Here is a 19,541-nt window from a genome sequence, read left to right on the forward strand (position 1 = left end):
GAGGGGAGAGGGGGCTCAGGAAGTGGGCGCGGGGCCCGTGGAGGAGCGGGGGACCAGCCGGGAGCCGATCTCCACGCAGGGGGCCTCGCCGCCGGTGCGGCCGGCGATGGTCTCGATGAGCAGATCACCGGCGCGGGTGGCGATCTCCTCCGGGTCGATGCGGATGGTGGTGAGCCCCGGCGTGGAGACGGAGGCCAGGAGGGTGTCGTCGATCCCGACGACGCTCACCTCGCCCGGGACGCTGACGCCCAGGTTCGACAGCTGGTGCAGCACCCCGAGGGCGACGAGGTCGTTGTGGGCGATGACCGCCGTGGCGCCGTGCGCGCCGACGAGCGTCGCCGCGTGCACCCCCGTCTCGAACCTCGGCTCGTAGGGGCCGAGCTCGACGAGCGAGAGGTCCAGCGCCTCGAACGACTCCTGGATCGACTTGCCGCGGCTCAGCTCGGCGCGCGAGGCGTTGATGAACACGCAGCGGCGGTGACCGTAGGCGCGCAGGTGCTCGACCGTCTGCGTGATGCCGGCGGACAGCGAGATCCGCACCTCGGGGATGCCCGGCACATGGCGGTTGACGACCACCACCGGCATCCGGTCCGACAGCTCGCGCAGCCGGTCCTCGGTGAGCGTGGACGCCCACAGCACCAGGCCGTCGACCCGCTTGGAGACCGCGGCGATCGCCTCCAGTTCGTCGGCCTCGCGCTCGTCGCTGTCGGCGACCAGGACCGTGTACCCCAGCCGCCGGGCGCGGGCCTGCATCGCCTTGACGATCGGCGGGAAGAACGGGTTGGCGATGTCCGGGACGATCAGCCCGAGCGTGCCCGTGCCGCCGCCCCGCAGGCTGCGCGCCGCCGGGTTGGGCGAATAGCCCAGCTTGGCCGCCGCGTCCAGGATGCGCTGCCGGGTCCTCGGCTGGACCTGGTCCGGTGCGGTGAACGCACGCGACACCGTCGACACCGAGACGCCCGCGGCGCTCGCCACCTCCCGGATTGTGACTGCCACCGTCGGCCTCCTCGCCTCATCCCTGCTGGATGCGGTGGATCCTTGCGAACGTTCCCGGGAGGTGTCAAGACCGTTTCACCAAGGAAAATCTGCTGCGTTCCGGGGGGTTGTGCAGGGGCCTGGTCGATGTCGATGATGCGTTCTCATCAACGGTTCTGAAATTGCGGGAACGTTTTCATAGAGGAGTGGCATGAAGATCACCGGCCTGGAAGTGCTGACGCTGCCCGATCACGGCGACAGCATGATGCTCGTGGTGGTCGACACCGACGAGGGCATCCACGGCCTGGGCGAGGTCGGCATCAGATCGCGGCAGAAGGCGGTCGCCGGCGGACTCGCCCATCTCGCCGAGCTGATCACCGGTGAGGACCCGCGACGCATCGAGCACCTGTGGCAGGTCATGTTCCGCCGCGGCTTCTTCCCCGCCGACCGGATACTCGGGGCCGCCATCGCCGCCGTGGACGTGGCCCTGTGGGACATCCGCGGCAAGGCGCTGGGCGTGCCGGTGCACGAACTCCTCGGCGGCCGGGCCCGCGACCACGTACCCGCCTATGTGCACGTCGGCGACGGATACCACGACCGTCCGTGGTTCCTGGACCGCTGCCGCACGCTCGTCCGGGAGGGCTGGCGCCATCTGCGCTTCGCCGCTCCGCACGACGAGGGCGACGTGCTGGACGCCCGCCGCTGTCTGCGCGACTCCGTCGAACTCTTCCACCAGGTACGGGAGACGGTGGGCGACGAGGTGGAGCTGATCCTGGACGTGCACACCCGGCTCGACCCGCCCGAGGCGCTGACCCTGTGCCGGGAGATCGAGGCGGCCCGCCCGTACTTCGTCGAGGACCCGCTGCGTTCCGAGAACCCCGAGAGCTACCGGATGCTCCGGGCCCGCACCGGTGTTCCGCTGGCCGCCGGCGAACAGTACGGCTCCAAATGGGAGTTCAGGCCGCTGATCGAGGGCGAGCTGATCGACTACGCCCGGGTCGACGTGGGCGTCGCGGCCGGTCTCACCGAGGCCAGGAAGATCGCCGCCATGGCCGAGGCCCACCACATCAAGCTGGCCACCCACAACCCGCTCGGCCCGGTCACCGCCGCCTCCTCGCTCCAGCTCAACCTGGCCTGCCCCAACGTGGCGATCCAGGAGCACCAGACCGACCCCGAGCCGGCCATCGCCGCGCTCTTCACCCACCGCCCCGTGGTGGTGCCGGGCCGGGTCGAGGCGAGCGAACTGCCCGGCATCGGCGTGGACATCGACCGCGAGGCGGCCCGCCGCTGCACGGCCACCGCCGACGAACGCCCCCATCTGCGCACCGACGACGGGGCGTTCACCAACTGGTAGGCGGAGCGGCGGGCCGGGCGCCCGGCCCGGTCAGCGGCTCACCGCCACGGCCCCGTCACCGCGAACGTCGTTCCCGGCGTGTAGCAGTTCACGTACATCGTCTCGTTGTCCGGGGCGAAGGTGACACCGGCGAACTCGCCCCACTCCGGGGCCTGGTCCGTGCCGATGTTCTGCCGGCCGCGGGCCATGGCGTAGACCTCGCCGCGCCGGGTCAGGCCGAAGACGTGCTGGGCGCCGTTGCCGTCCTCGCACACCATCAGCCCGCCGTCGGCGGCCAGGCAGATGTTGTCGGGGGACTCGCCGGGCAGCTGGACGTCGGTGCCGGGGCCGAAGGCGATGACGAGGGTGAGGCGGCGGCGGGCGGGGTCGTAGCGCCAGACCTGTCCGAAGTGGTCGGCGGCCGAGCCCTCGTCGCTGTGGGCGAAGCTGGAGACGAAGTAGACGCTGGAGCCGCCCCAGTAACAGCCCTCCAGCTTCTGGCCGTGGGTGATGCCCTTCGGCCCGAAGTCCTGGAAGCGGATGGGGGTTTCGGCGGCCAGGGGGTCCGGTACGGGGACCCACTCGATGCCCTCGAAGACGGTGCCGGTCTCCTGGACGGCGGAGAGGTCGGCGACGCCCGGGACCCGCATGGCCTCCAGCCGTCCGCCGGCCCGCAGGGAGCCCGTGCCGCCCAGCGGCTTGTGCGGCAGGAAGCGGTAGAACAGCCCGAAGGGCTTCTCGAAGGCGTCCTCCGTCTCGTAGACGACGCCGTTGCGCGGATCGATGGCCACGGCCTCGTGCTGGAAGCGGCCCATCGCGGTCAGCGGGACGGCCCCGGTGCGGTGCGGGTCCGCGCCGTCCACCTCGAAGACGAAACCGTGGTCCTTGGTGTAGCCGTTGGTGCCGGCCCGGTCCTCGGTCTCCTCGCAGGTGAGCCAGGTGTCCCAGGGGGTGCGCCCGCCCGCGCAGTTGACCGCGGTGCCCGCGACGGCGACGCGCTCGCCGAGGACGGCGCCCCGGCGGTCGAGTTCGAGCGCGGTGCAGCCGCCCTTGCCCATCGGGTCGTAGGTGAGCCCCTCCACGGTCGGTACGGCGATCTCCGCGGTGACCCGGTTCTCGTGGTTGCGCACCAGCCGGACGCCGCCGCGCCGGCCGGTGAACGCGGCCATGCCGTCGCAGTGGCTGGGGACCGGCCCCTCGCCCGAGCGGAGTGGATCGCCCTCGCGGGAGAGCACCCGGTAGCGGAACCCCTTCGGCAGATCGAGCAGGCCGTCGGGGTCCGGCACCAGCGGGCCGTAGCCGGCGTGGCCCCGGGCGGAGGCGCTGCCCGCGAAGAGTTCACCGAACGCGCCGGTGAAGGCGACGGCGGCGACCGCGCCGCCCGTGGCCAGGATCTGTCGTCGGGTGGCGGGGGTGCGGGTTTCGTCGGACATGAGGCAACTCCCTGTTGGCGGACAGGTGACATGGCAACGTCAAGAGCAGCCCTGCCCGTTCGACGTCCCGGGCGAACGTTGCCACGCCACAGTGGCCGATTCCGGTCCGACGCCCCGGGGCGTCGGCAGACGGGACGTCGAGCCGTAGCCCGGACGGGTGCCGGGTCCGCGCCGGCCGCGCTGGGCCGCCGCGACGGCCGGAGCGCGGTGCTCCCGGCATGACGACGCCCCCGGGGGCCGGCCGCGACCGGCCCCCGGGGGCAGGGGGAAGAACTCAGGCGAGCGAGGCGCTCAGGGTGATCGTCGTGCCCGTCAGCGCCTGGCTGACCGGGCAGTTGGCCTTGGCGTCCTCGGCCGCCTTCACGAAGCCCGCCTCGTCGAGGCCCTCCACCTCGCCCTGCACGGTGAGGTGGATGCCGGTGATGCCGGTGCCCGGCTGGAAGGTGACCTCGGCCTGGGTGTTCAGCCGGGTCGGCGGGGTGCCGGCCTTGGCGAGGCCGTTGGACAGCGCCATGGAGAAGCAGCTGGAGTGGGCGGCCGCGATCAGCTCCTCGGGGCTGGTCTTCCCGTTCGCCTGCTCCGCGCGGGACGGCCAGGAGACCGGGTACTCCCCGATCCCGGAGGAGTCGAGGGTGACGACGCCCGTGCCTTCGAGCAGGTTGCCTTCCCAGACCGTGTGCGCCTGACGCGTGGTAGCCATGCTGGTTCCCTTCGAACGGAATGCGCGGTTGTACGGGGACGGCGCGGCACTGCGTCGGACCGCGCCGGTGTACGCCCCCGAACCTACTGCGCCACCAGCCCCTTCGCGTCACGCGCCAGGGCCGTCAGCCGGGAGATCGCCCGGAAGTACTTCTTCCGGTAACCGCCGTTCAGCATCTCCTCGCTGAACAGACGGTCGAAGGGCAGTCCGGAGGCGAGCACGGGGATCTCCCGGTCGTACAGCCGGTCGGCGAGCACCACGAGCCGCAGCGCGGTCGACTGGTCCGGCACCGCCCGCACCTCGGTGAGGCACACCGCCCGCACCCCGTCCGTCAGCGCGCCGTACCGGCTGGGGTGCACCCGGGCCAGATGGTCGAGCAGTGCGGGGAAGTCGTCCAGGCTGGCGCCCTCGGTGGCGTACGCGGCCTTGGTGACCTGCTCGTCGGAGTACGGCGGCGGGGCCTCGGGCAGACCGCGGTGACGGTAGTCCTCGCCGTCGATGCGCAGCGGGCGGAAGTGCGCGGAGAGCCCCTGGATCTCCCGCAGGAAGTCCGCGGCGGCGAACCGGCCCTCGCCGAGCTTGCCCGGCAGGGTGTTGGAGGTCGCCGCCAGGGCCACGCCCGCCTCGACCAGCCGGCTCAGCAGCGAGGAGACCAGCACGGTGTCGCCCGGGTCGTCCAGCTCGAACTCGTCGATGCACAGCAGCCGGTGCCCGCTCAGCGTGCGTACGGTCTGCTGGAAGCCGAGCGCGCCCACCAGGTTCGTCAGCTCCACGAAGGTCCCGAAGGCCTTCAGCGACGGCGCGGCGGGGGTGGCGTGCCAGAGCGAGGCCAGCAGATGCGTCTTGCCGACCCCGTACCCGCCGTCGAGGTAGACCCCGCGCGGCCCGCTCGGCGCCACGGCCTTCTTCGCGAACCACCTGCGCCTGCCGGAACCCGAGGCGTGCGCCCCGCCCAGCCCCGCCGCGAAGTCGGAGAGGACCTTGACGGCCTCGGTCTGGCTCGGCTGGTTCGGGTCGGGGACGTAGGTGTCGAAACGCACCGAGTCGAAGCGCGGCGGCGGCACCATCTCGGCGACCAGCCGGTCGGCGGGGACGTGCGGTTCGCGGGCGCACAGGGACAGCGGGGCCGCATCGGCTATCGGACCCGGCCCGGACGCACTGGCAGTGGAGGAGGACACAACCACTCAGCTTACGGCCTCGCGCGCGACGGCCGGCGGGCGAGGCCGTCGGGCCGTGCCAGACTGCGGATCATGCGACGCCTGTTCCCTGTGACCGACCCGACAGCCGCCGAGGACCGCGGGGAGTGGAGCCTCGACGCCCTCGCCGACGCCTACGCGTACCCCGACGGCGACGGACCGTGGCTGCGCGCCAACATGGTCTCCACGCTCGACGGGGCCGCCCAGCACGAGGGCCGCTCCCAGCCGATCTCCTGCGAGAGCGACATGCGGATCTTCGGCACCCTGCGGGGCCTGGCCGACGTGGTGATCGCGGGCGCGGAGACCGTACGCCTGGAGGGGTACCGCCCGGCCAGGGCGCGGGAGGCCTTCGCCGCCCGCCGGGAGGCCGCCGGGCAGGGGCCCGCGCCCGCGATCGCCGTGGTCAGCGGCAGTCTCGACCTGGACTTCTCGCTGCCGCTCTTCGTCTCCCCGCTGGTCCCCACCCTCGTGCTGACCGGGGCCGGGGCACCGCCGGACCGGATCGCGGCGGCCCGGAAGGCGGGCGCCGAGGTGGTGATCGCGGGGGAGGGCTCCCGGGTGGACCCGGCCCGCGCGGTGGCCGAGCTGGCCGCCCTCGGGCACCGCAGGCTGCTGACGGAGGGCGGGCCCCGGCTGCTCGGCCAGTTCGTCGCGGCGGGCGCACTGGACGAGCTCTGTCTGACCCTGGCGCCCATGGTCACGGCGGGCGACGCCCAGCGGATCGCGGGCGGTCCCCCGGTCGCCGTGCCGGAACGATTCGCCCTGGCATCGCTGCTGGAGGAGGCCGGGTTCCTCTTCTCTCGGTACCGTCGGGGCTGACAAACAGCGGAATATCCCGTTCCGGTTAGCGTTCGGTGGGCAGAATGGATCTCGCAGACCCCGTGCGCGCACGGGGAAGGATGGTTTCAGCAGCGATCGGCCACGGTCACTGAATCAGAAGGGCCCCTGTGGTGTTCACCAGCGTTTTGATGATCGAGAAGCCCCTCACCTCCGCGGACGTCGAGTTCGTCACCACCCTGCACGGGGAGGAGCGGATCTCCTTCGTCGTCCTGATGCAGCCGCGCGGGGACCAGGCGGACATCCTGTTGCGCGCCATCGACGATCTGGCGATGGGCGAGCTGAAGGAGGCGGCCCGCGAGAGCGAGGTGCCGGAGGGGAAGAACGCCAGAGACTCCGCCGATCTGGCCCTGGAGGTGTCGGTGGAGGCGCTGCGCCAGGCCGGCTGCGAGGCCGTCGGACAGGTGATCGAGGACCACCCCCTGGACAAGCTGAAGTCCGTCGTCGAGGACGCGCGGGCCGACGAGGTCATCGTCCTGACCGCGCCCCACTACGTCGAGGAGTTCTTCCACCGCGACTGGGCCTCCCGCGCCCGGCACAAGGTCGGCGTCCCGGTGCTCAAGCTCTTCGCGCACAGCGAATAGGCTGGTTCCGCGGCTCCGGAGTGGCACCGGTCCGCAGAACTCGAAGCCCACCCGGAGGAGCACAGATGGCACCCGGCATTCCAGCCGCCATGGAACGACCCCACTTCATCGGCATCGGCGGCGCCGGAATGTCGGGCATCGCCAAGATCCTCACCCAGCGCGGCGCCAAGGTCGCGGGCAGCGACTCCAAGGAGTCCCCCACGGCCGAGGCGCTGCGCGCCCTGGGCGCGACCGTCCACATCGGACACGCCGCGGAGCACCTCGCCGACGACGCCACCTGCGTGGTCGTCTCCAGCGCCATCCGCGCCGACAATCCGGAGCTGGTGCGCGCCGGGGAGCTCTCGATCCCCGTCGTGCACCGCTCCGACGCCCTCGCCTCGCTGATGCACGGGCTGCGCTCCATCGCCGTCGCCGGCACCCACGGCAAGACGACCACCACCTCGATGCTGGCCGTCGCCCTGACCTCCCTGGGCCTCGACCCCTCGTACGCCATCGGCGGCGACCTGGCCGGACCCGGGACCAACGCCACGCACGGCGAGGGCGAGATCTTCGTCGCCGAGGCCGACGAGAGCGACCGCAGCTTCCAGAAGTACGACCCCGAGGTCGCGATCGTCCTCAACGTCGAACTGGACCACCACGCGAACTACGCCTCGATGGACGAGATCTACGAGTCCTTCGAGAAGTTCACCGGCAAGATCGTCCCCGGCGGCACCCTGGTCGTCTCCGCCGACCAGCCCGGGGCCGTCGAGCTGACCGCCCGGGTGCGCGCCCTGCCCGGCGTCACCGTCGTCAGCTACGGCGAGTCCGAGACCGCGGACGTACGCGTCCAGAAGATCACCCCGCGCGGTCTGACCAGCGAGGTCACCGTCGTCCTCAACGGGAAGTACCTCACCTTCACCGTCTCGGTCCCCGGCCGCCACTACGCGCTGAACGCGGTCGCCGCCCTCGCCGCCGGCGTCGCCCTGGGCCTGCCCGCCCACAACCTCGCCTCGGCCCTCGGCACGTACACCGGGGTCAAGCGCCGCCTCCAGCTCAAGGGCGAGGCCGCGGGCGTCCAGGTCATCGACAGCTACGCCCACCACCCCACCGAGATGACCGCCGACCTGGAGGCCATGCGGGGCGCCGCCTCCGACGCCCGCCTCCTCGTCGTCTTCCAGCCCCATCTCTTCTCCCGCACCCAGGAACTGGGCACCGAGATGGGACAGGCCCTGGCGCTCGCCGACGCCTCCGTGGTCCTGGACATCTACCCGGCCCGCGAGGACCCGGTCCCCGGCGTCACCAGCGCCCTGATCATCGACGCCGCCGCGGCCGCCGGGGCCGACGTCGCCGCCGTCCACGACAAGGACACGATTCCCGAGGTCATCGCGGGAATGGCGAAGCCCGGCGACCTCGTTCTCACCATGGGGGCGGGCGACGTCACTGACCTCGGCCCGCGGATCCTGGACCACCTGTCGAGCTGAGGGAGCCACCGTGCCGTACGACATCGAGAAGTCCGACGAGCAGTGGCGGGCGGAGCTCAACCCCGCCGAGTACGCCGTGCTGCGCGACGCGGGCACCGAGCCCGCCTTCGTCGGCGAGTACACCGACACCACGACCGAGGGCGTCTACTCGTGCCGCGCCTGCGGCGCCGAGCTGTTCCGCTCCGACACCAAGTTCGCGTCGCACTGCGGCTGGCCGTCCTTCTACGACCCGAAGGACACCGACGCGGTCGAACTGCTCCAGGACCGCAGCCACGGCATGGTCCGCACCGAGGTGCGCTGCGCCCGCTGCGGCTCGCACCTGGGCCATGTCTTCGAGGGCGAGGGCTACCCCACCCCGACGGACCAGCGCTACTGCATCAACTCGATCTCGCTGAGGCTCACGCCCGACGAGGGCTGAGCCCCTGGCCCCGCCGTCACCCGTCCGCCGGCTGTGCGGTGGACGGCGGCGGGGCCCGCGTGCGTCAGTCGCCGTTCCCGGCGCCGACCGCCGCCCAGGAACGGGGCTGCAGCACCGCGATCACGACGGCGACGGCCGCCCAGGCGCCCACACCGATCGCCGCGGAGGCGAACGCGGAGAGGCCGGTCACGGCGGCGAGCAGCCCCGCCAGCACGAGACCGTTCAGCAGACCGGCGGCCGAGGCCGCGGCGGCCTGCCAGTCGGGCCTGCCGGCCACCGTGGCGACACCCATCCGGATGCCCATCCCGCTCAGGATCAGGACGGGGCCGCCCAGCACGGCGGCCAGCAGCGCCGTCCACCACGGCGACGGGGGCCAGAACAGCAGGAACACAGTGGCCAGCACCGTGCAGAGCACCCCCATGCCGGCCACACCCGTGTCCGGGTCCGTCTTGTCGTCCGCCGCCACCGTCGGCGCCCCCAGGAACGCCGCCGCCAGCGCGACCAGATAGACCGGCACGCACACGGCCACGGTCCAGAACACGGACCAGCCGGTCAGCAGCGTGAACTGGGCCCCGAGACCGCCGGTGGCCAGCAGCGCGTCCCACGACGCGATGCGCCCGGACCCCGGAATCGACGGGGCATGGGCGGGACGGGCGGCAGGCACCGCGTCCGGCGGCACGGGCGACGGCGACGGGACCGCGTCCCCGTCACCGGAGACCCGGGGCCGGGGCGGGGGCGGCGCCGTGTCCGGCTCCGCGGTGACCCGGGGCGGGGGCATGTCGGGCTCCCCGGGGGTCCGGTCCCGGCCGCGCGGGGCGTCGGCCGTGGGCGCGCCGGCGAACGCCAGCGCGTCGGGCGTCACGCGCCCGGCGGCGGGCGGCCGGGCATCGCGCACGGTGCCGGCCGGCAGCGCGCGCAGACTCGCGGACACCGCCTCGGCCGTCGCCGGCCGGTCGTCCGGATCCTTGTGCAGCAGGGCGGCGACCAGCCGGTCCAGACCCGCCGGGACGTCCGGGCGCAGATTCCGCACCGGCTCCGGCGTGCCGTTGAGGTGCTGGGCGAGCACCGACCAGCCCACCCCCTCGAACGGCGGCCTGCCCACCAGGAGCTGGTACAGCAGACAGCCCAGCGAGTAGAGGTCGCTGCGGCCGTCGAGCGTGCGGTCCCCGCGCACCTGCTCCGGGGACATGTAGGCGGGGGTGCCGATCGCCGCCCCCGTGCCCGTCAGCCCGGCGCCGGACTCCTCGACCAGCCGGGCGATCCCGAAGTCGCAGATCTTCAGGTCGTGTTCGCCGTCCCCGTACACCATGACGTTCGCCGGCTTGATGTCCCGGTGGACGACCCCGGCCCCGTGGGCGGCGGCCAGACCGGCGCAGATCTGGAGCGCCCAGGCCACCACCGTCTCGACGCTCCGCCGCTCGGCCGCGTCGAAGGAGGCCATGGAGCGGCCCGGGACCAGCTCCATGACCAGGAAGAGGATCTGCTGCCCGTCGACCAGGGCCTCGCCGTGGTCGTGGATGGTGACGATCCGCGGGTGCGTCAGCCGCGCCGTGGCCCGGGCCTCCTGGCGGAAGCGCGCGGCCGACTCACCGGTGGCGGGCGCGTTCTGGGCGATCACTTTGACGGCCACGTCACGGTCGAGCCGCGCGTCGACGGCCCTCCAGACCTGGCCCATCCCGCCCGCCCCGAGCTTCTCCACCAGCCGGTAGCGGTTCTCCAGCACCTCGCCGCGCACTGACTTCTCCCCCTAGGTCGTGTCCGGGGTCCGGACCCGGTGGTGCGGCCGTCGGACCACGAGGCAGAAGCCTACGCAGCGACGGGCCGTGACACACACTCGCGCGGGGAACCCGTCCGGCGTATCGCTCAGGAGCCGTCCGTCTCCGGTTTCAGCAGCGGGTGCGCCACCCCGGGGAAGACCCGGGCCCGCACGACCTCCTCCGCCGAACCGCCCCGGACCACCGTCTCGGCGACGCCCCAGGGCCGCCCGGTCAGCCGGACGAACAGCGTGTACGAGGCGGAGCAGCCCAGGCACTCGTACCGGTCGACCCAGGTCTCCACCTCCGTGGTGCTGCCCGGGTAGCGCGCCACGTGCCGGTGCAGGGCGTGACAGCGCGCGCACCGCTCGCCCGGCTCGCACGTGCTCCCGCAGGGGCACGGCACGTCGAGGGAGTCCGCGGGCTGCCAGCGCTGGGTGAGCACCGCCTCGCGCGTGGCGCCCATGTCCTTCATCGCCTTGAGGTTCCGCGCGGCCACGTTGTACGACTCACCGGTCGCCGCCATCCGGTCGCGGATCACGTCCTTGCGGCCGCGGTTCGTCGTCACGTCGTTCCTCCTGGGGTTCACGCAGCCCGCCAGGAGCCCATGAGATCGGTACCCGCCCACGGTACCCGGCGGCGCGCACGCACCGCGACACGCGTCACGCCGGAGCACGCCGGAGCACGGGGCGGCACCCGTCCCCGGTTCCGCACGGTCGCGGGCCGCGGTTGCGGACCTCTGGGAATGCGATGACCGTTAAAGGGCTTATGTACGTCCCTTTGTGCACCGGATCGGAGTCCGCATGGACGCGCAGACGTTGAAGCAGCAGATCGTCGCCGCCCACGAGGCGGCGCGGGCCGACGAGGGGTACTGGCTCGGCATGGCGGCCTTCCGCTACGGCTTCCCGCTCCTGGAGATGCACCGCAGCCTGTGGGAGTGGCACGTCGACGCGTCCGCCCCGACGCACCTCGGCGCGATCAACGAGATCCACCACACCCCGCGCCGCGCGGAGCCGAAGGACACGTACTTCGTCACTCCGATCGTCGACGCCCCGTACTCGCGCACCTTCGTGGACCTGTCCGGCGGCGCGGTGGTCCTCACCGTCCCGCCCGTCAGCGACCGCTATTTCACCGTCCAGCTCCTGGACATGTACACCAACAGCTTCGGCTACGTCGGTACGCGCATGGGCGACACCACCGGCGGCGACTACCTGCTGGCCGGGCCCGGCTGGCGCGGCACCGTCCCCGACGGCATCACCCGGGTCATCACCGCTCCCACCCCCCTGCTCTGCCTCCTGGCCCGCGTCACGATCCTCGACGACGACGTCCCCGCCGCCGTGGCTCTGCAGAAGCGGATCGCCCTGCGCCCCGCCGACCCGGCCGCCCCCAAGCCCGACCCCTCGGCCAATCCGCCCGCCCGCGACTGGCGGGGCGAGGGCGGCGACCCCCTGGACTTCTACCGCATGCTCGCCGACTGCCTGAGCGCGAGCCCGCCCCCGGCCGCCGACGCCGGCGTCCTCGGCCTGCTCGCCCGCATCGGCATCACCCCGCACCACCCCTTCGATCCCTCCCGGCTGCACCCCGCCGCCGTCGACGGACTGCGCCGGGCGGTCGCGGACGGACTGCGCGACCTGTACGCGGACATGCCGTTCGCCGGCCCGTCCCGCAACGGCTGGGTGATGGTCGACGTCGACACCATCGGCGACTGGGGCACCGACTACTTCTCCCGCCTGGAGATCGCCCAGATCGGCCTGCTCGCCAACAGCGCGAAGGAGGCGTACTACATCGGCGCCATCCTCGACGACGACGGCGACCCGCTCTCCGGCGAGCACCGCTACGAACTCCGCTTCGGCCCCGACGACTTCCCGCCCGTGGACGCCTTCTGGTCGGTGACCATGTACCTCAACCCGCAGGGCTTCCTCGTCGAGAACCCCATCGGCCGCTACCACCTCGGCAGTCTCACCAAGGACCTCACGTACGGCCCCGACGGCTCCCTCACCCTCTACCTCCAGCGGGAGAACCCCGGCCCGGACAAGGAGTCGAACTGGCTCCCCACGACCGAGCCCGGCGTCCTGTTCCGCCTCATCCTGCGCCAGTACCTGCCCACCCCTGCCATCCTCACCGGCCGCTACGCACCCCCGGCCGTCACGCGCGTCGACCGCTGAACCTTCCCCGCCCTCCTCTTGTTCTGCGGTCCGATCAGACCCGGAAGCCTGTGGACATCGCCCGCGCCCGGGAGTGAGGGCTGGCCCACCTGAAGAACCGGCGGGTAGTGGCCCCAGCCCTTCGACGTCCCACCGCTCACCGTGCACGAGTTCGTCAGGCCCGGCGGACCCGGCCCGCGATCCGGCGGCCGAGCTGCCCGAGGGTGCGCCGGCCGCGGCGGTTCCAGTCGCGGAAGGCGTCCGCCCGGCCGCTGCTGCCGGACCGGGCCACGGCCTCCTCGACGGCGGCGACCCGCTCGGCCGGGAGCGCGCGCACGACCGGGCGCAGCACCTCCTCCAGCAGGGCGGCCGAGGTCCGGCTCCAGGCGGCGCCCGCGTGCGGATGGGCGGTCCAGACGGTGAAGCAGTCCGCGGCGTACGACGGTTCGGCGGTGAGCCGGGCCCGGACGCCGGGGGTGCGGGCCTCCCGGTCGTAGGCGGCGACGAGGTCGGCGTCGCAGCTGTGCACCAGCGCGTACAGCTCGGCCTCCGGCCGGTCCGGGGCGAGGAGCCGGGCGGCGAGCGCCCCGAAGGCGTGGCCCAGGACCTGCGGCTCGACCGGTTCGGCGTCCCGGCGCAGCCCGAGCGCCCGCTCCGCCCACTCGGGCGCGGCCGTGTCCGTGCGCAGCTCACCGGCGAACTCCAGGAGCAGCAGTGCCCCGCGCTCGCGGTCCCCGATCTCCTGCGGGAAGGCGCGCAGCACGTCATGGGCGAGGACCGGTGCCTCCTCGTCGCCCTCGGGCGCGCCGAGCGCGGCGGCGACCAGATGGGCCCAGGTGCCGGCGGTGCGGTGGGCGTCCGATGTGGCGGCCTCCAGGAGCAGCCGGGCCTCGCCCGCCGTGGGCGCGCCCTCCTCCCAGACCAGCCCCACGGCCGTGCGCAGGACCAGCGGCTCGGCGAACGGCGACAGACCGCCGGCGCGCAGCACCCGGTGCATGGCGCCGACCCGGTCGTCCCCGCAGCCGGCCTTCGCCTCCGGCCCCTGCGCGCACATCCGCAGATGCGGCAGCGACTGGGTGCCGGTGAACGGCAGCGGCACCCGCCCCAGCAGCCGTTCCACGGCCGACGGGTCCTGCGGCGCGATCCGGTCCAGGGCGCCGAGCAGCGCCGTACGGACGTCGAACTGCTCGTCCATCAGCTCCAGCAGCGCCGGTGCCCAGGCGGGCTCGCCGCCGGTCTGGGCCAGCAGCGCAGGGGCCAGCCGGCGCACCACCGAGGGCAGCAGCTCCGCGCAGTCCACACCGAGCAGCCGGGCCACCCGCAGCAGCTGCACGGTCCTGGCCACGTCCAGGCCGACGCCCGCGCCGCCCAGCTCGGTGAGGATCTCCGGGCCGAGGACGGAGGCGACGGCCGCGCCCTCGGGCCCGCCGAAGGCGCTGCGGCCCGGCAGCTCCACGGAGGCGTTGCCGCCGCGTACCGCCTCGGTCACCAGCATCGCGGCCAGCGGGGCCGTGGTCGTGGCGGGGGAGCGTCCGTCGAGCGCGGCGAAGAGCCGTCCCGCGGCGTCGAACTCGGGGCCGGTGCGGTCGTCGACGCCCGGGGCGGTCAGTGCCTCGACGAGCTGCCGGGTCCGCTTGTCGTCCAGGGCGTACGGCCGCTCGGCGGCCCAGGCCGCGGCGGCGGCCCGCCCGCCCGGTCCCAGGGCGATGCCCGCGCACAGGGCCGTCACCGCGAGCGGACCGGCGGCGAACGGTTCCCCGGGCAGGGCGGCGGCCTCCCGGAACAGTCCGGGGGCGCGGCCCCGCCAGATCCGTGCGGCGGTCTCCGCCCAGGCGTCCGTCACGGGGCCCTCCGGACGCGCCCCGGCGCAGCGGTGCACGTACAGCTCCGGACCGGTCAGCTCGTCGCCGTCCTGCGGCAGCACCCCGACGACCCGCTGGGGCGCGGTCAACGGGTGGCGGGTGTACGTGGTGAAGGTCAGCCGCTCGGCGGCGTCGGCGGGCAGGGCGACGCAGGCCAGCGCGATCCACCGGGCCACGTCCGCGCTCTGCGGCTCGACCAGGACGATCCGCCCGGCCCCCTCGTCCCGGCACAGCCGCCGCAGATCCGCCAGCACCCCGGCGAGCCACGGGCCCCGCGACACCGCGAAGTCGTTCAGCCCCTCCCGGTCCCCGGCCCGCCCGGCGGCCGCCCCGGTCAGCGGTCCCGGCGCGCCGCGCTCCGGCGTTGTCGCCGCCCAACGGGCGCTTCGGCAGGCGGTGATCGGCAGCGTCCCGCCCGGCAGCCGGCCCCCCGGCGGCAGATGCACCGCATGCGCGTGAAAGCCCGTCCCGGCCGCCGCCCCGCCCCGCACCGCCACGGTCCGGGCCAGCAGATGCCCTCCGTCGGCCAGCGCACTGAAGCTGTACGCCTCGGGCAGCGCCCGCAACGCGGCGTCGGACAGCCCGGATTCGGTCCCGGCGGGCGGCTCGTAGGCCAGCAGCGCCTCCGCCTCGCTCAGCACGGACGCCGGTATCTCCGCGTCAACCGCGCTGAACCGCCCGGACATCGGTCCCGCCCCACCGGAAACGGGCCCCTTCCCGTCCGCCGCCGAGGTGTAGTGCAACTGCGCGAGGCTCATGCGTCGGCTCTCTTCGTCCTGCCGTGAAGGTCCCCTGCCACCCGCACCCGCCCCCGCGGTGGCAGCGCCGTCCCGCCGGAGAGCGGCGACCCCGGCGGGGAGTGCTCCGCAGTCGCTGGGGCGACGCTATCAAGGACCCGCACACCCGTGCGGCGAGACGGCGGAGCGCGGTTCCTCCGCGCGGCCGGCGTGCTCCCCTACTCGAAGCGCGCGGTGTCGCCCGCTCCGCGCCGTACGATCTCCAGCTCGCCGCCGGAGAAGTCGATGACGGTGGTCGGTTCGGTGCCGCAGTCGCCGGAGTCCACGACGACGTCGACCTCGTGGTCGAGGCGTTCCTTGATCTCCCAGCCCTGGGTGAGGGGTTCGGCCTCGTCGGGCAGGAGGAGGGTGCTGGAGAGCAGGGGTTCGCCGAGTTCGGCCAGGAGGGCCTGGACGACGGTGTGGTCGGGGATGCGGACGCCGACGGTCTTCTTCTTCGGGTGCAGGAGCTGGCGGGGCACCTCCTTCGTCGCGGGGAGGATGAAGGTGTACTGGCCGGGGGTGGCCGCCTTGACGGCGCGGAAGACGTCGTTGTCGATGTGGACGAACTGGCCCAGCTGCGCGAAGTTCTGGCACATCAGGGTGAAGTGATGACGGTCGTCGAGGTTGCGGATCGTGCGGATGCGGGAGATGCCGTCACGGCTGCCGAGCTGGCAGCCGAGCGCGTAGCAGGAGTCCGTCGGATACGCGACGAGTGCTCCGGAGCGGATGCTTTCGGCCACGCTGGTGATGCTGCGGGGCTGGGGGTTGTCCGGGTGTACGTCGAAATACTTCGCCATCCGGCGAGTCTACGGCCGGAACGGCGGGCGGTTCGCGGCGAAGGAGGAAGGCGGCGTCTCCGGGAGGGGCAGGACAACCGGTTCGAGTGGCGATCGTCGTTCAAACCTTTTCGGCCACGCCGAACCGTGAATGTGTACCGCACACAATGCATGCATCGTGCACACAATCTGTGATATATCTGTACAGAGGGGTCGTCGTCCCGGAGGAGGAGGCGGCGTCCGTAGTCGTAGGGAGTCGCGTGTGGACATGCCTGTGGACCGGATCGAGTTCGAGACGATGCTGCTCGGCCGGCACATGAGTCTGATGACCTCGCGCGGCGGCGGGCGGCTGGACCGGAGCGCGTACATCCTCCTCAGCCGGATCCGGGTCCAGGGGCCCATGTCCATCGGCCAGTTGAGCGACGCCTTCGGTCTGGACACCTCCACCCTCAACCGGCAGACGGCCGCCATGGCCCGCGCCGGCGTCGTCGAGCGCATCGCCGATCCGGACGGGGGCATCGCCCGCAAGTTCGTCATCACCGAGGAGGGCCGGCGCCGGCTGGACAGGGACCGCGCCGAGAACCGCGAGGGGCTCCAGCGGGTGCTGGCCGAGTGGACCCCGGAGGAGGCGGCCCGGTTCGCGGACGATCTGGCCCGGCTCAACCGGGACATCGAGCGCCTGGACGGGCGGCCCTGGCCGCGCGACTGAGCGGCCGGGCGCGGCCGGGTCGCCCGGACGGAGCAGCGGCCGCGGGCCGGGGTGCCGGGCGTGAAGCGAAGCTGCGGGGGCGCTTAAGAAAACCTCGATGGACCTGGGGCGCGGGGTACGGCAGATTTCTCCGTGACGGCGGAGGATGGTGCGCGGCAGCCGGACGAAGCGCGCTGCCATGCCGTCCCTCTCACTTCCCCGGGCCGCAGGCTTCCTCAGGCATGCCCCCGGCCCGGGGACATCAACGCCGCACCACGCACCAGGGAGCCGCAGCCGTGAAGGCACTCGTGAAGCAGAAGGCCGAGCCGGGACTCTGGCTGATGGACGTGCCCGAACCGGAGACCGGCCCCTCCGACGTGCTGATCAAGGTGCTCCGCACCGGCATCTGCGGCACCGACCTGCACATCCGCGCCTACGACGGATGGGCCCAGCAGGCCGTCACCACCCCGCTCGTCCTCGGCCACGAGTTCGTCGGCGAGGTCGCCGCGATCGGCTCCGACGTCGTGGACATCGCCGTGGGCGACCTGGTCAGCGGCGAGGGCCACCTCGTCTGCGGCAAGTGCCGCAACTGCCTGGCCGGCCGCCGCCACCTGTGCCGCTCCACCGTCGGCCTGGGCGTCGGCCGCGACGGGGCCTTCGCCGAGTACGTCGCGCTGCCCGCGTCCAACGTGTGGGTGCACCGGGTCCCCGTCGACCTGGACATCGCCGCGATCTTCGACCCCTTCGGCAACGCCGTGCACACCGCCCTGTCCTTCCCGCTGGTCGGCGAGGACGTCCTGATCACCGGCGCCGGCCCCATCGGCATCATGGCCGCCGCCGTGGCCAAGCACGCCGGCGCCCGCAACGTCGTCATCACCGACGTCAGCGAGGCCCGGCTGGAGCTGGCCCGCAAGGTCGGCGTCAGCCTCGCCCTCGACGTCTCCGGGCGCACCATCGCCGACGGACAGCGCGAACTCGGCCTGCGCGAGGGCTTCGACATCGGCCTGGAGATGTCCGGCCGCCCCGAGGCCATGCGCGACATGATCGCGAACATGACGCACGGCGGCCGGATCGCCATGCTCGGACTGCCCTCCGAGGAGTTCGCCGTCGACTGGGCCCGGATCGTCACCTCCATGATCACCGTCAAGGGCATCTACGGCCGCGAGATGTTCGAGACCTGGTACGCCATGTCCGTCCTGCTGGAGGGCGGTCTCGACCTCGCCCCCGTGATCACCGGCCGGTACGGCTACCGCGACTTCGAGGCGGCCTTCGACGACGCCGCCAGTGGCCGCGGCGGCAAGGTCATCCTCGACTGGACCGCCTGAGACCTGTCCGTACCAGTCCCGACCCCCTTAAGGAATCCGGCATGTTCGACTCCGTACGCGACGATCTGCGCACCACCCTCGAAGAGATCGAGGCCGCCGGGCTGCACAAGCCCGAGCGCGTCATCGGCACCCCGCAGTCCGCGACCGTGGCCGTCACCGCCGGGGGCCGCCCCGGCGAGGTGCTGAACTTCTGCGCCAACAACTACCTGGGCCTCGCCGACCACCCCGAGGTGATCGCCGCCGCGCACGAGGCGCTGGACCGCTGGGGCTACGGCATGGCCTCGGTCCGCTTCATCTGCGGCACCCAGGAGGTCCACAAGGAGCTGGAGCAGCGGCTCTCCTCCTTCCTGGGCCAGGAGGACACGATCCTCTACTCCTCGTGCTTCGACGCCAACGGCGGCGTCTTCGAGACGATCCTCGGCGCCGAGGACGCGGTCATCTCCGACGCCCTCAACCACGCCTCCATCATCGACGGCATCCGCCTCTCCAAGGCCAAGCGGTTCCGCTACGCCAACCGCGACATGGCCGACCTGGAGAAGCAGCTCAAGGAGGCGTCCGGGGCCCGGCGCCGGCTGATCGTCACCGACGGCGTCTTCTCCATGGACGGGTACGTCGCCCCGCTGCGCGAGATCTGCGACCTCGCCGAGCGCTACGACGCCATGGTCATGGTCGACGACTCGCACGCCGTCGGCTTCGTCGGCCCCGGCGGGCGCGGCACGCCCGAGCTGCACGGCGTCATGGACCGCGTCGACATCATCACCGGCACCCTCGGCAAGGCCCTCGGCGGCGCCTCCGGCGGCTATGTCGCCGCCCGCGCCGAGATCGTCGCCCTGCTGCGCCAGCGCTCGCGCCCGTACCTCTTCTCCAACTCGCTCGCCCCGGTCATCGCCGCGGCCTCCCTGAAGGTCATCGACCTCCTGGAGTCCGCCGGCGACCTGCGCGAGCGGCTCAACGCCAACACCGCGCTCTTCCGTTCCCGGATGACCGAGGAGGGCTTCGACATCCTGCCCGGCGACCACGCCATCGCCCCCGTCATGATCGGGGACGCGGCGAAGGCAGGCCGGATGGCGGAGCTGCTCCTGGAGCGCGGTGTGTACGTGATCGGGTTCTCGTACCCGGTCGTTCCGCAGGGCGCGGCCCGGATCCGCGTCCAGCTCTCGGCGGCCCACTCGACGGCCGACGTCAACCGGGCCGTCGACGCGTTCGTCGCCGCCCGCGCGGCTCTGGAGAGCTGATCCCAGCCGGTCGCGGGGGCGGTCAGGGCGCCCCCGCGACCT

Annotated in this window: 17 protein-coding genes; 9 read left to right on the top strand and 8 right to left on the bottom strand. The window is 73.0% G+C overall.

The annotated features are described in order from the left end of the window. Positions 1-15: 15 nt before the first annotated feature. Entirely contained in the window at positions 16-996 is a 981-nt protein-coding gene (locus ACZ4FH_RS06260; protein WP_467302680.1) for a LacI family DNA-binding transcriptional regulator, read from the bottom strand. Between the two features lie 190 nt (positions 997-1,186). On the opposite strand from ACZ4FH_RS06260, the gene ACZ4FH_RS06265 reads away from it, so the two are divergent. Beyond that, a complete protein-coding gene (locus tag ACZ4FH_RS06265) occupies positions 1,187-2,329 on the top strand; it encodes a mandelate racemase/muconate lactonizing enzyme family protein (protein WP_467302682.1) in 1,143 nt (380 codons plus the stop codon). A gap of 38 nt (positions 2,330-2,367) precedes the next feature. Here ACZ4FH_RS06265 and ACZ4FH_RS06270 read toward each other — a convergent pair whose 3' ends face one another. From ACZ4FH_RS06270 to zapE, 3 genes are all read right to left on the bottom strand, one after another. Next, positions 2,368-3,741 carry an alkaline phosphatase PhoX gene (locus ACZ4FH_RS06270; protein WP_467302683.1) on the bottom strand — a complete coding sequence of 458 codons (1,374 nt, stop codon included), beginning with the start codon at positions 3,739-3,741 and terminating at the stop codon, positions 2,368-2,370. Positions 3,742-4,015: 274 nt separating this feature from the next. After that, positions 4,016-4,441, bottom strand: a complete 426-nt coding sequence (locus ACZ4FH_RS06275) for an OsmC family protein (RefSeq protein WP_467302685.1) — start codon at positions 4,439-4,441, stop codon at positions 4,016-4,018. Positions 4,442-4,524: 83 nt separating this feature from the next. After that, entirely contained in the window at positions 4,525-5,619 is a 1,095-nt protein-coding gene (gene zapE / locus ACZ4FH_RS06280) for a cell division protein ZapE (protein WP_467302687.1), read from the bottom strand. A 72-nt stretch (positions 5,620-5,691) separates the two neighbouring features. Between zapE and ACZ4FH_RS06285 the strand changes: the two genes are divergently transcribed. From ACZ4FH_RS06285 to msrB, 4 genes are all read left to right on the top strand, one after another. After that, positions 5,692-6,456, top strand: a complete 765-nt coding sequence (locus ACZ4FH_RS06285) for a pyrimidine reductase family protein (RefSeq protein WP_467302688.1) — start codon at positions 5,692-5,694, stop codon at positions 6,454-6,456. A 149-nt stretch (positions 6,457-6,605) separates the two neighbouring features. Beyond that, the gene (locus tag ACZ4FH_RS06290; protein WP_467302690.1) at positions 6,606-7,058 is read left to right on the top strand and encodes an indole-3-glycerol phosphate synthase; all 453 of its coding nucleotides are present in this window, start codon (positions 6,606-6,608) and stop codon (positions 7,056-7,058) included. 65 nt (positions 7,059-7,123) lie between these two features. Beyond that, a complete protein-coding gene (gene murC, locus ACZ4FH_RS06295; protein ID WP_467302692.1) occupies positions 7,124-8,518 on the top strand; it encodes a UDP-N-acetylmuramate--L-alanine ligase in 1,395 nt (464 codons plus the stop codon). A 10-nt stretch (positions 8,519-8,528) separates the two neighbouring features. Further along, on the top strand, positions 8,529-8,936 hold the full coding sequence (gene msrB / locus ACZ4FH_RS06300) for a peptide-methionine (R)-S-oxide reductase MsrB (RefSeq protein WP_383641914.1): 408 nt from the start codon (positions 8,529-8,531) through the stop codon (positions 8,934-8,936). A 64-nt stretch (positions 8,937-9,000) separates the two neighbouring features. Here msrB and ACZ4FH_RS06305 read toward each other — a convergent pair whose 3' ends face one another. Further along, positions 9,001-10,671, bottom strand: coding sequence for a protein kinase domain-containing protein (locus ACZ4FH_RS06305; RefSeq protein WP_467302694.1), 1,671 nt, complete (start codon positions 10,669-10,671; stop codon positions 9,001-9,003). 128 nt (positions 10,672-10,799) lie between these two features. Beyond that, positions 10,800-11,258: a hypothetical protein gene (locus ACZ4FH_RS06310; RefSeq protein WP_467302696.1), complete on the bottom strand. Its 459-nt coding sequence runs from the start codon at positions 11,256-11,258 to the stop codon at positions 10,800-10,802. Positions 11,259-11,493: 235 nt separating this feature from the next. Between ACZ4FH_RS06310 and ACZ4FH_RS06315 the strand changes: the two genes are divergently transcribed. Continuing rightward, the gene (locus ACZ4FH_RS06315; protein ID WP_467302698.1) at positions 11,494-12,855 is read left to right on the top strand and encodes a DUF1254 domain-containing protein; all 1,362 of its coding nucleotides are present in this window, start codon (positions 11,494-11,496) and stop codon (positions 12,853-12,855) included. 154 nt (positions 12,856-13,009) lie between these two features. Here the strand turns inward: ACZ4FH_RS06315 and ACZ4FH_RS06320 are convergent, their stop codons facing one another. Both ACZ4FH_RS06320 and ACZ4FH_RS06325 read right to left on the bottom strand, forming a co-directional pair. Beyond that, complete coding sequence (locus ACZ4FH_RS06320; RefSeq protein WP_467302699.1) at positions 13,010-15,454, bottom strand: GTPase-associated protein 1-related protein; 2,445 nt, start codon at positions 15,452-15,454, stop codon at positions 13,010-13,012. Between the two features lie 197 nt (positions 15,455-15,651). Then, positions 15,652-16,272 carry an L-threonylcarbamoyladenylate synthase gene (locus ACZ4FH_RS06325; protein WP_467302701.1) on the bottom strand — a complete coding sequence of 207 codons (621 nt, stop codon included), beginning with the start codon at positions 16,270-16,272 and terminating at the stop codon, positions 15,652-15,654. Positions 16,273-16,513: 241 nt separating this feature from the next. On the opposite strand from ACZ4FH_RS06325, the gene ACZ4FH_RS06330 reads away from it, so the two are divergent. The 3 genes from ACZ4FH_RS06330 to ACZ4FH_RS06340 all read left to right on the top strand — a co-directional run bounded on the left by ACZ4FH_RS06330 (position 16,514) and on the right by ACZ4FH_RS06340 (position 19,499). After that, a complete protein-coding gene (locus ACZ4FH_RS06330; protein ID WP_467302703.1) occupies positions 16,514-16,960 on the top strand; it encodes a MarR family winged helix-turn-helix transcriptional regulator in 447 nt (148 codons plus the stop codon). A 275-nt stretch (positions 16,961-17,235) separates the two neighbouring features. Next, complete coding sequence (gene tdh, locus ACZ4FH_RS06335; RefSeq protein ID WP_467302705.1) at positions 17,236-18,264, top strand: L-threonine 3-dehydrogenase; 1,029 nt, start codon at positions 17,236-17,238, stop codon at positions 18,262-18,264. 41 nt (positions 18,265-18,305) lie between these two features. Then, the gene (locus ACZ4FH_RS06340; RefSeq protein ID WP_467302707.1) at positions 18,306-19,499 is read left to right on the top strand and encodes a glycine C-acetyltransferase; all 1,194 of its coding nucleotides are present in this window, start codon (positions 18,306-18,308) and stop codon (positions 19,497-19,499) included. Positions 19,500-19,541 lie beyond the last annotated feature (42 nt).

The organism is Streptomyces sp. NPDC024555, from assembly GCF_055559335.1.

Bases quoted from the DNA above. Each gene is read 5' to 3' on its own strand.
- ACZ4FH_RS06265 (WP_467302682.1), top strand. From the start codon at position 1,187: ATGAAGATCACCGGCCTGGAAGTGCTGACGCTGCCCGATCACGGCGAC.
- ACZ4FH_RS06270 (WP_467302683.1), bottom strand. From the start codon at position 3,741: ATGTCCGACGAAACCCGCACCCCCGCCACCCGACGACAGATCCTGGCC.
- ACZ4FH_RS06275 (WP_467302685.1), bottom strand. From the start codon at position 4,441: ATGGCTACCACGCGTCAGGCGCACACGGTCTGGGAAGGCAACCTGCTC.
- ACZ4FH_RS06285 (WP_467302688.1), top strand. From the start codon at position 5,692: ATGCGACGCCTGTTCCCTGTGACCGACCCGACAGCCGCCGAGGACCGC.
- ACZ4FH_RS06290 (WP_467302690.1), top strand. From the start codon at position 6,606: ATGATCGAGAAGCCCCTCACCTCCGCGGACGTCGAGTTCGTCACCACC.
- murC (WP_467302692.1), top strand. From the start codon at position 7,124: ATGGCACCCGGCATTCCAGCCGCCATGGAACGACCCCACTTCATCGGC.
- ACZ4FH_RS06315 (WP_467302698.1), top strand. From the start codon at position 11,494: ATGGACGCGCAGACGTTGAAGCAGCAGATCGTCGCCGCCCACGAGGCG.
- ACZ4FH_RS06320 (WP_467302699.1), bottom strand. From the start codon at position 15,454: ATGAGCCTCGCGCAGTTGCACTACACCTCGGCGGCGGACGGGAAGGGG.
- ACZ4FH_RS06325 (WP_467302701.1), bottom strand. From the start codon at position 16,272: ATGGCGAAGTATTTCGACGTACACCCGGACAACCCCCAGCCCCGCAGC.
- ACZ4FH_RS06340 (WP_467302707.1), top strand. From the start codon at position 18,306: ATGTTCGACTCCGTACGCGACGATCTGCGCACCACCCTCGAAGAGATC.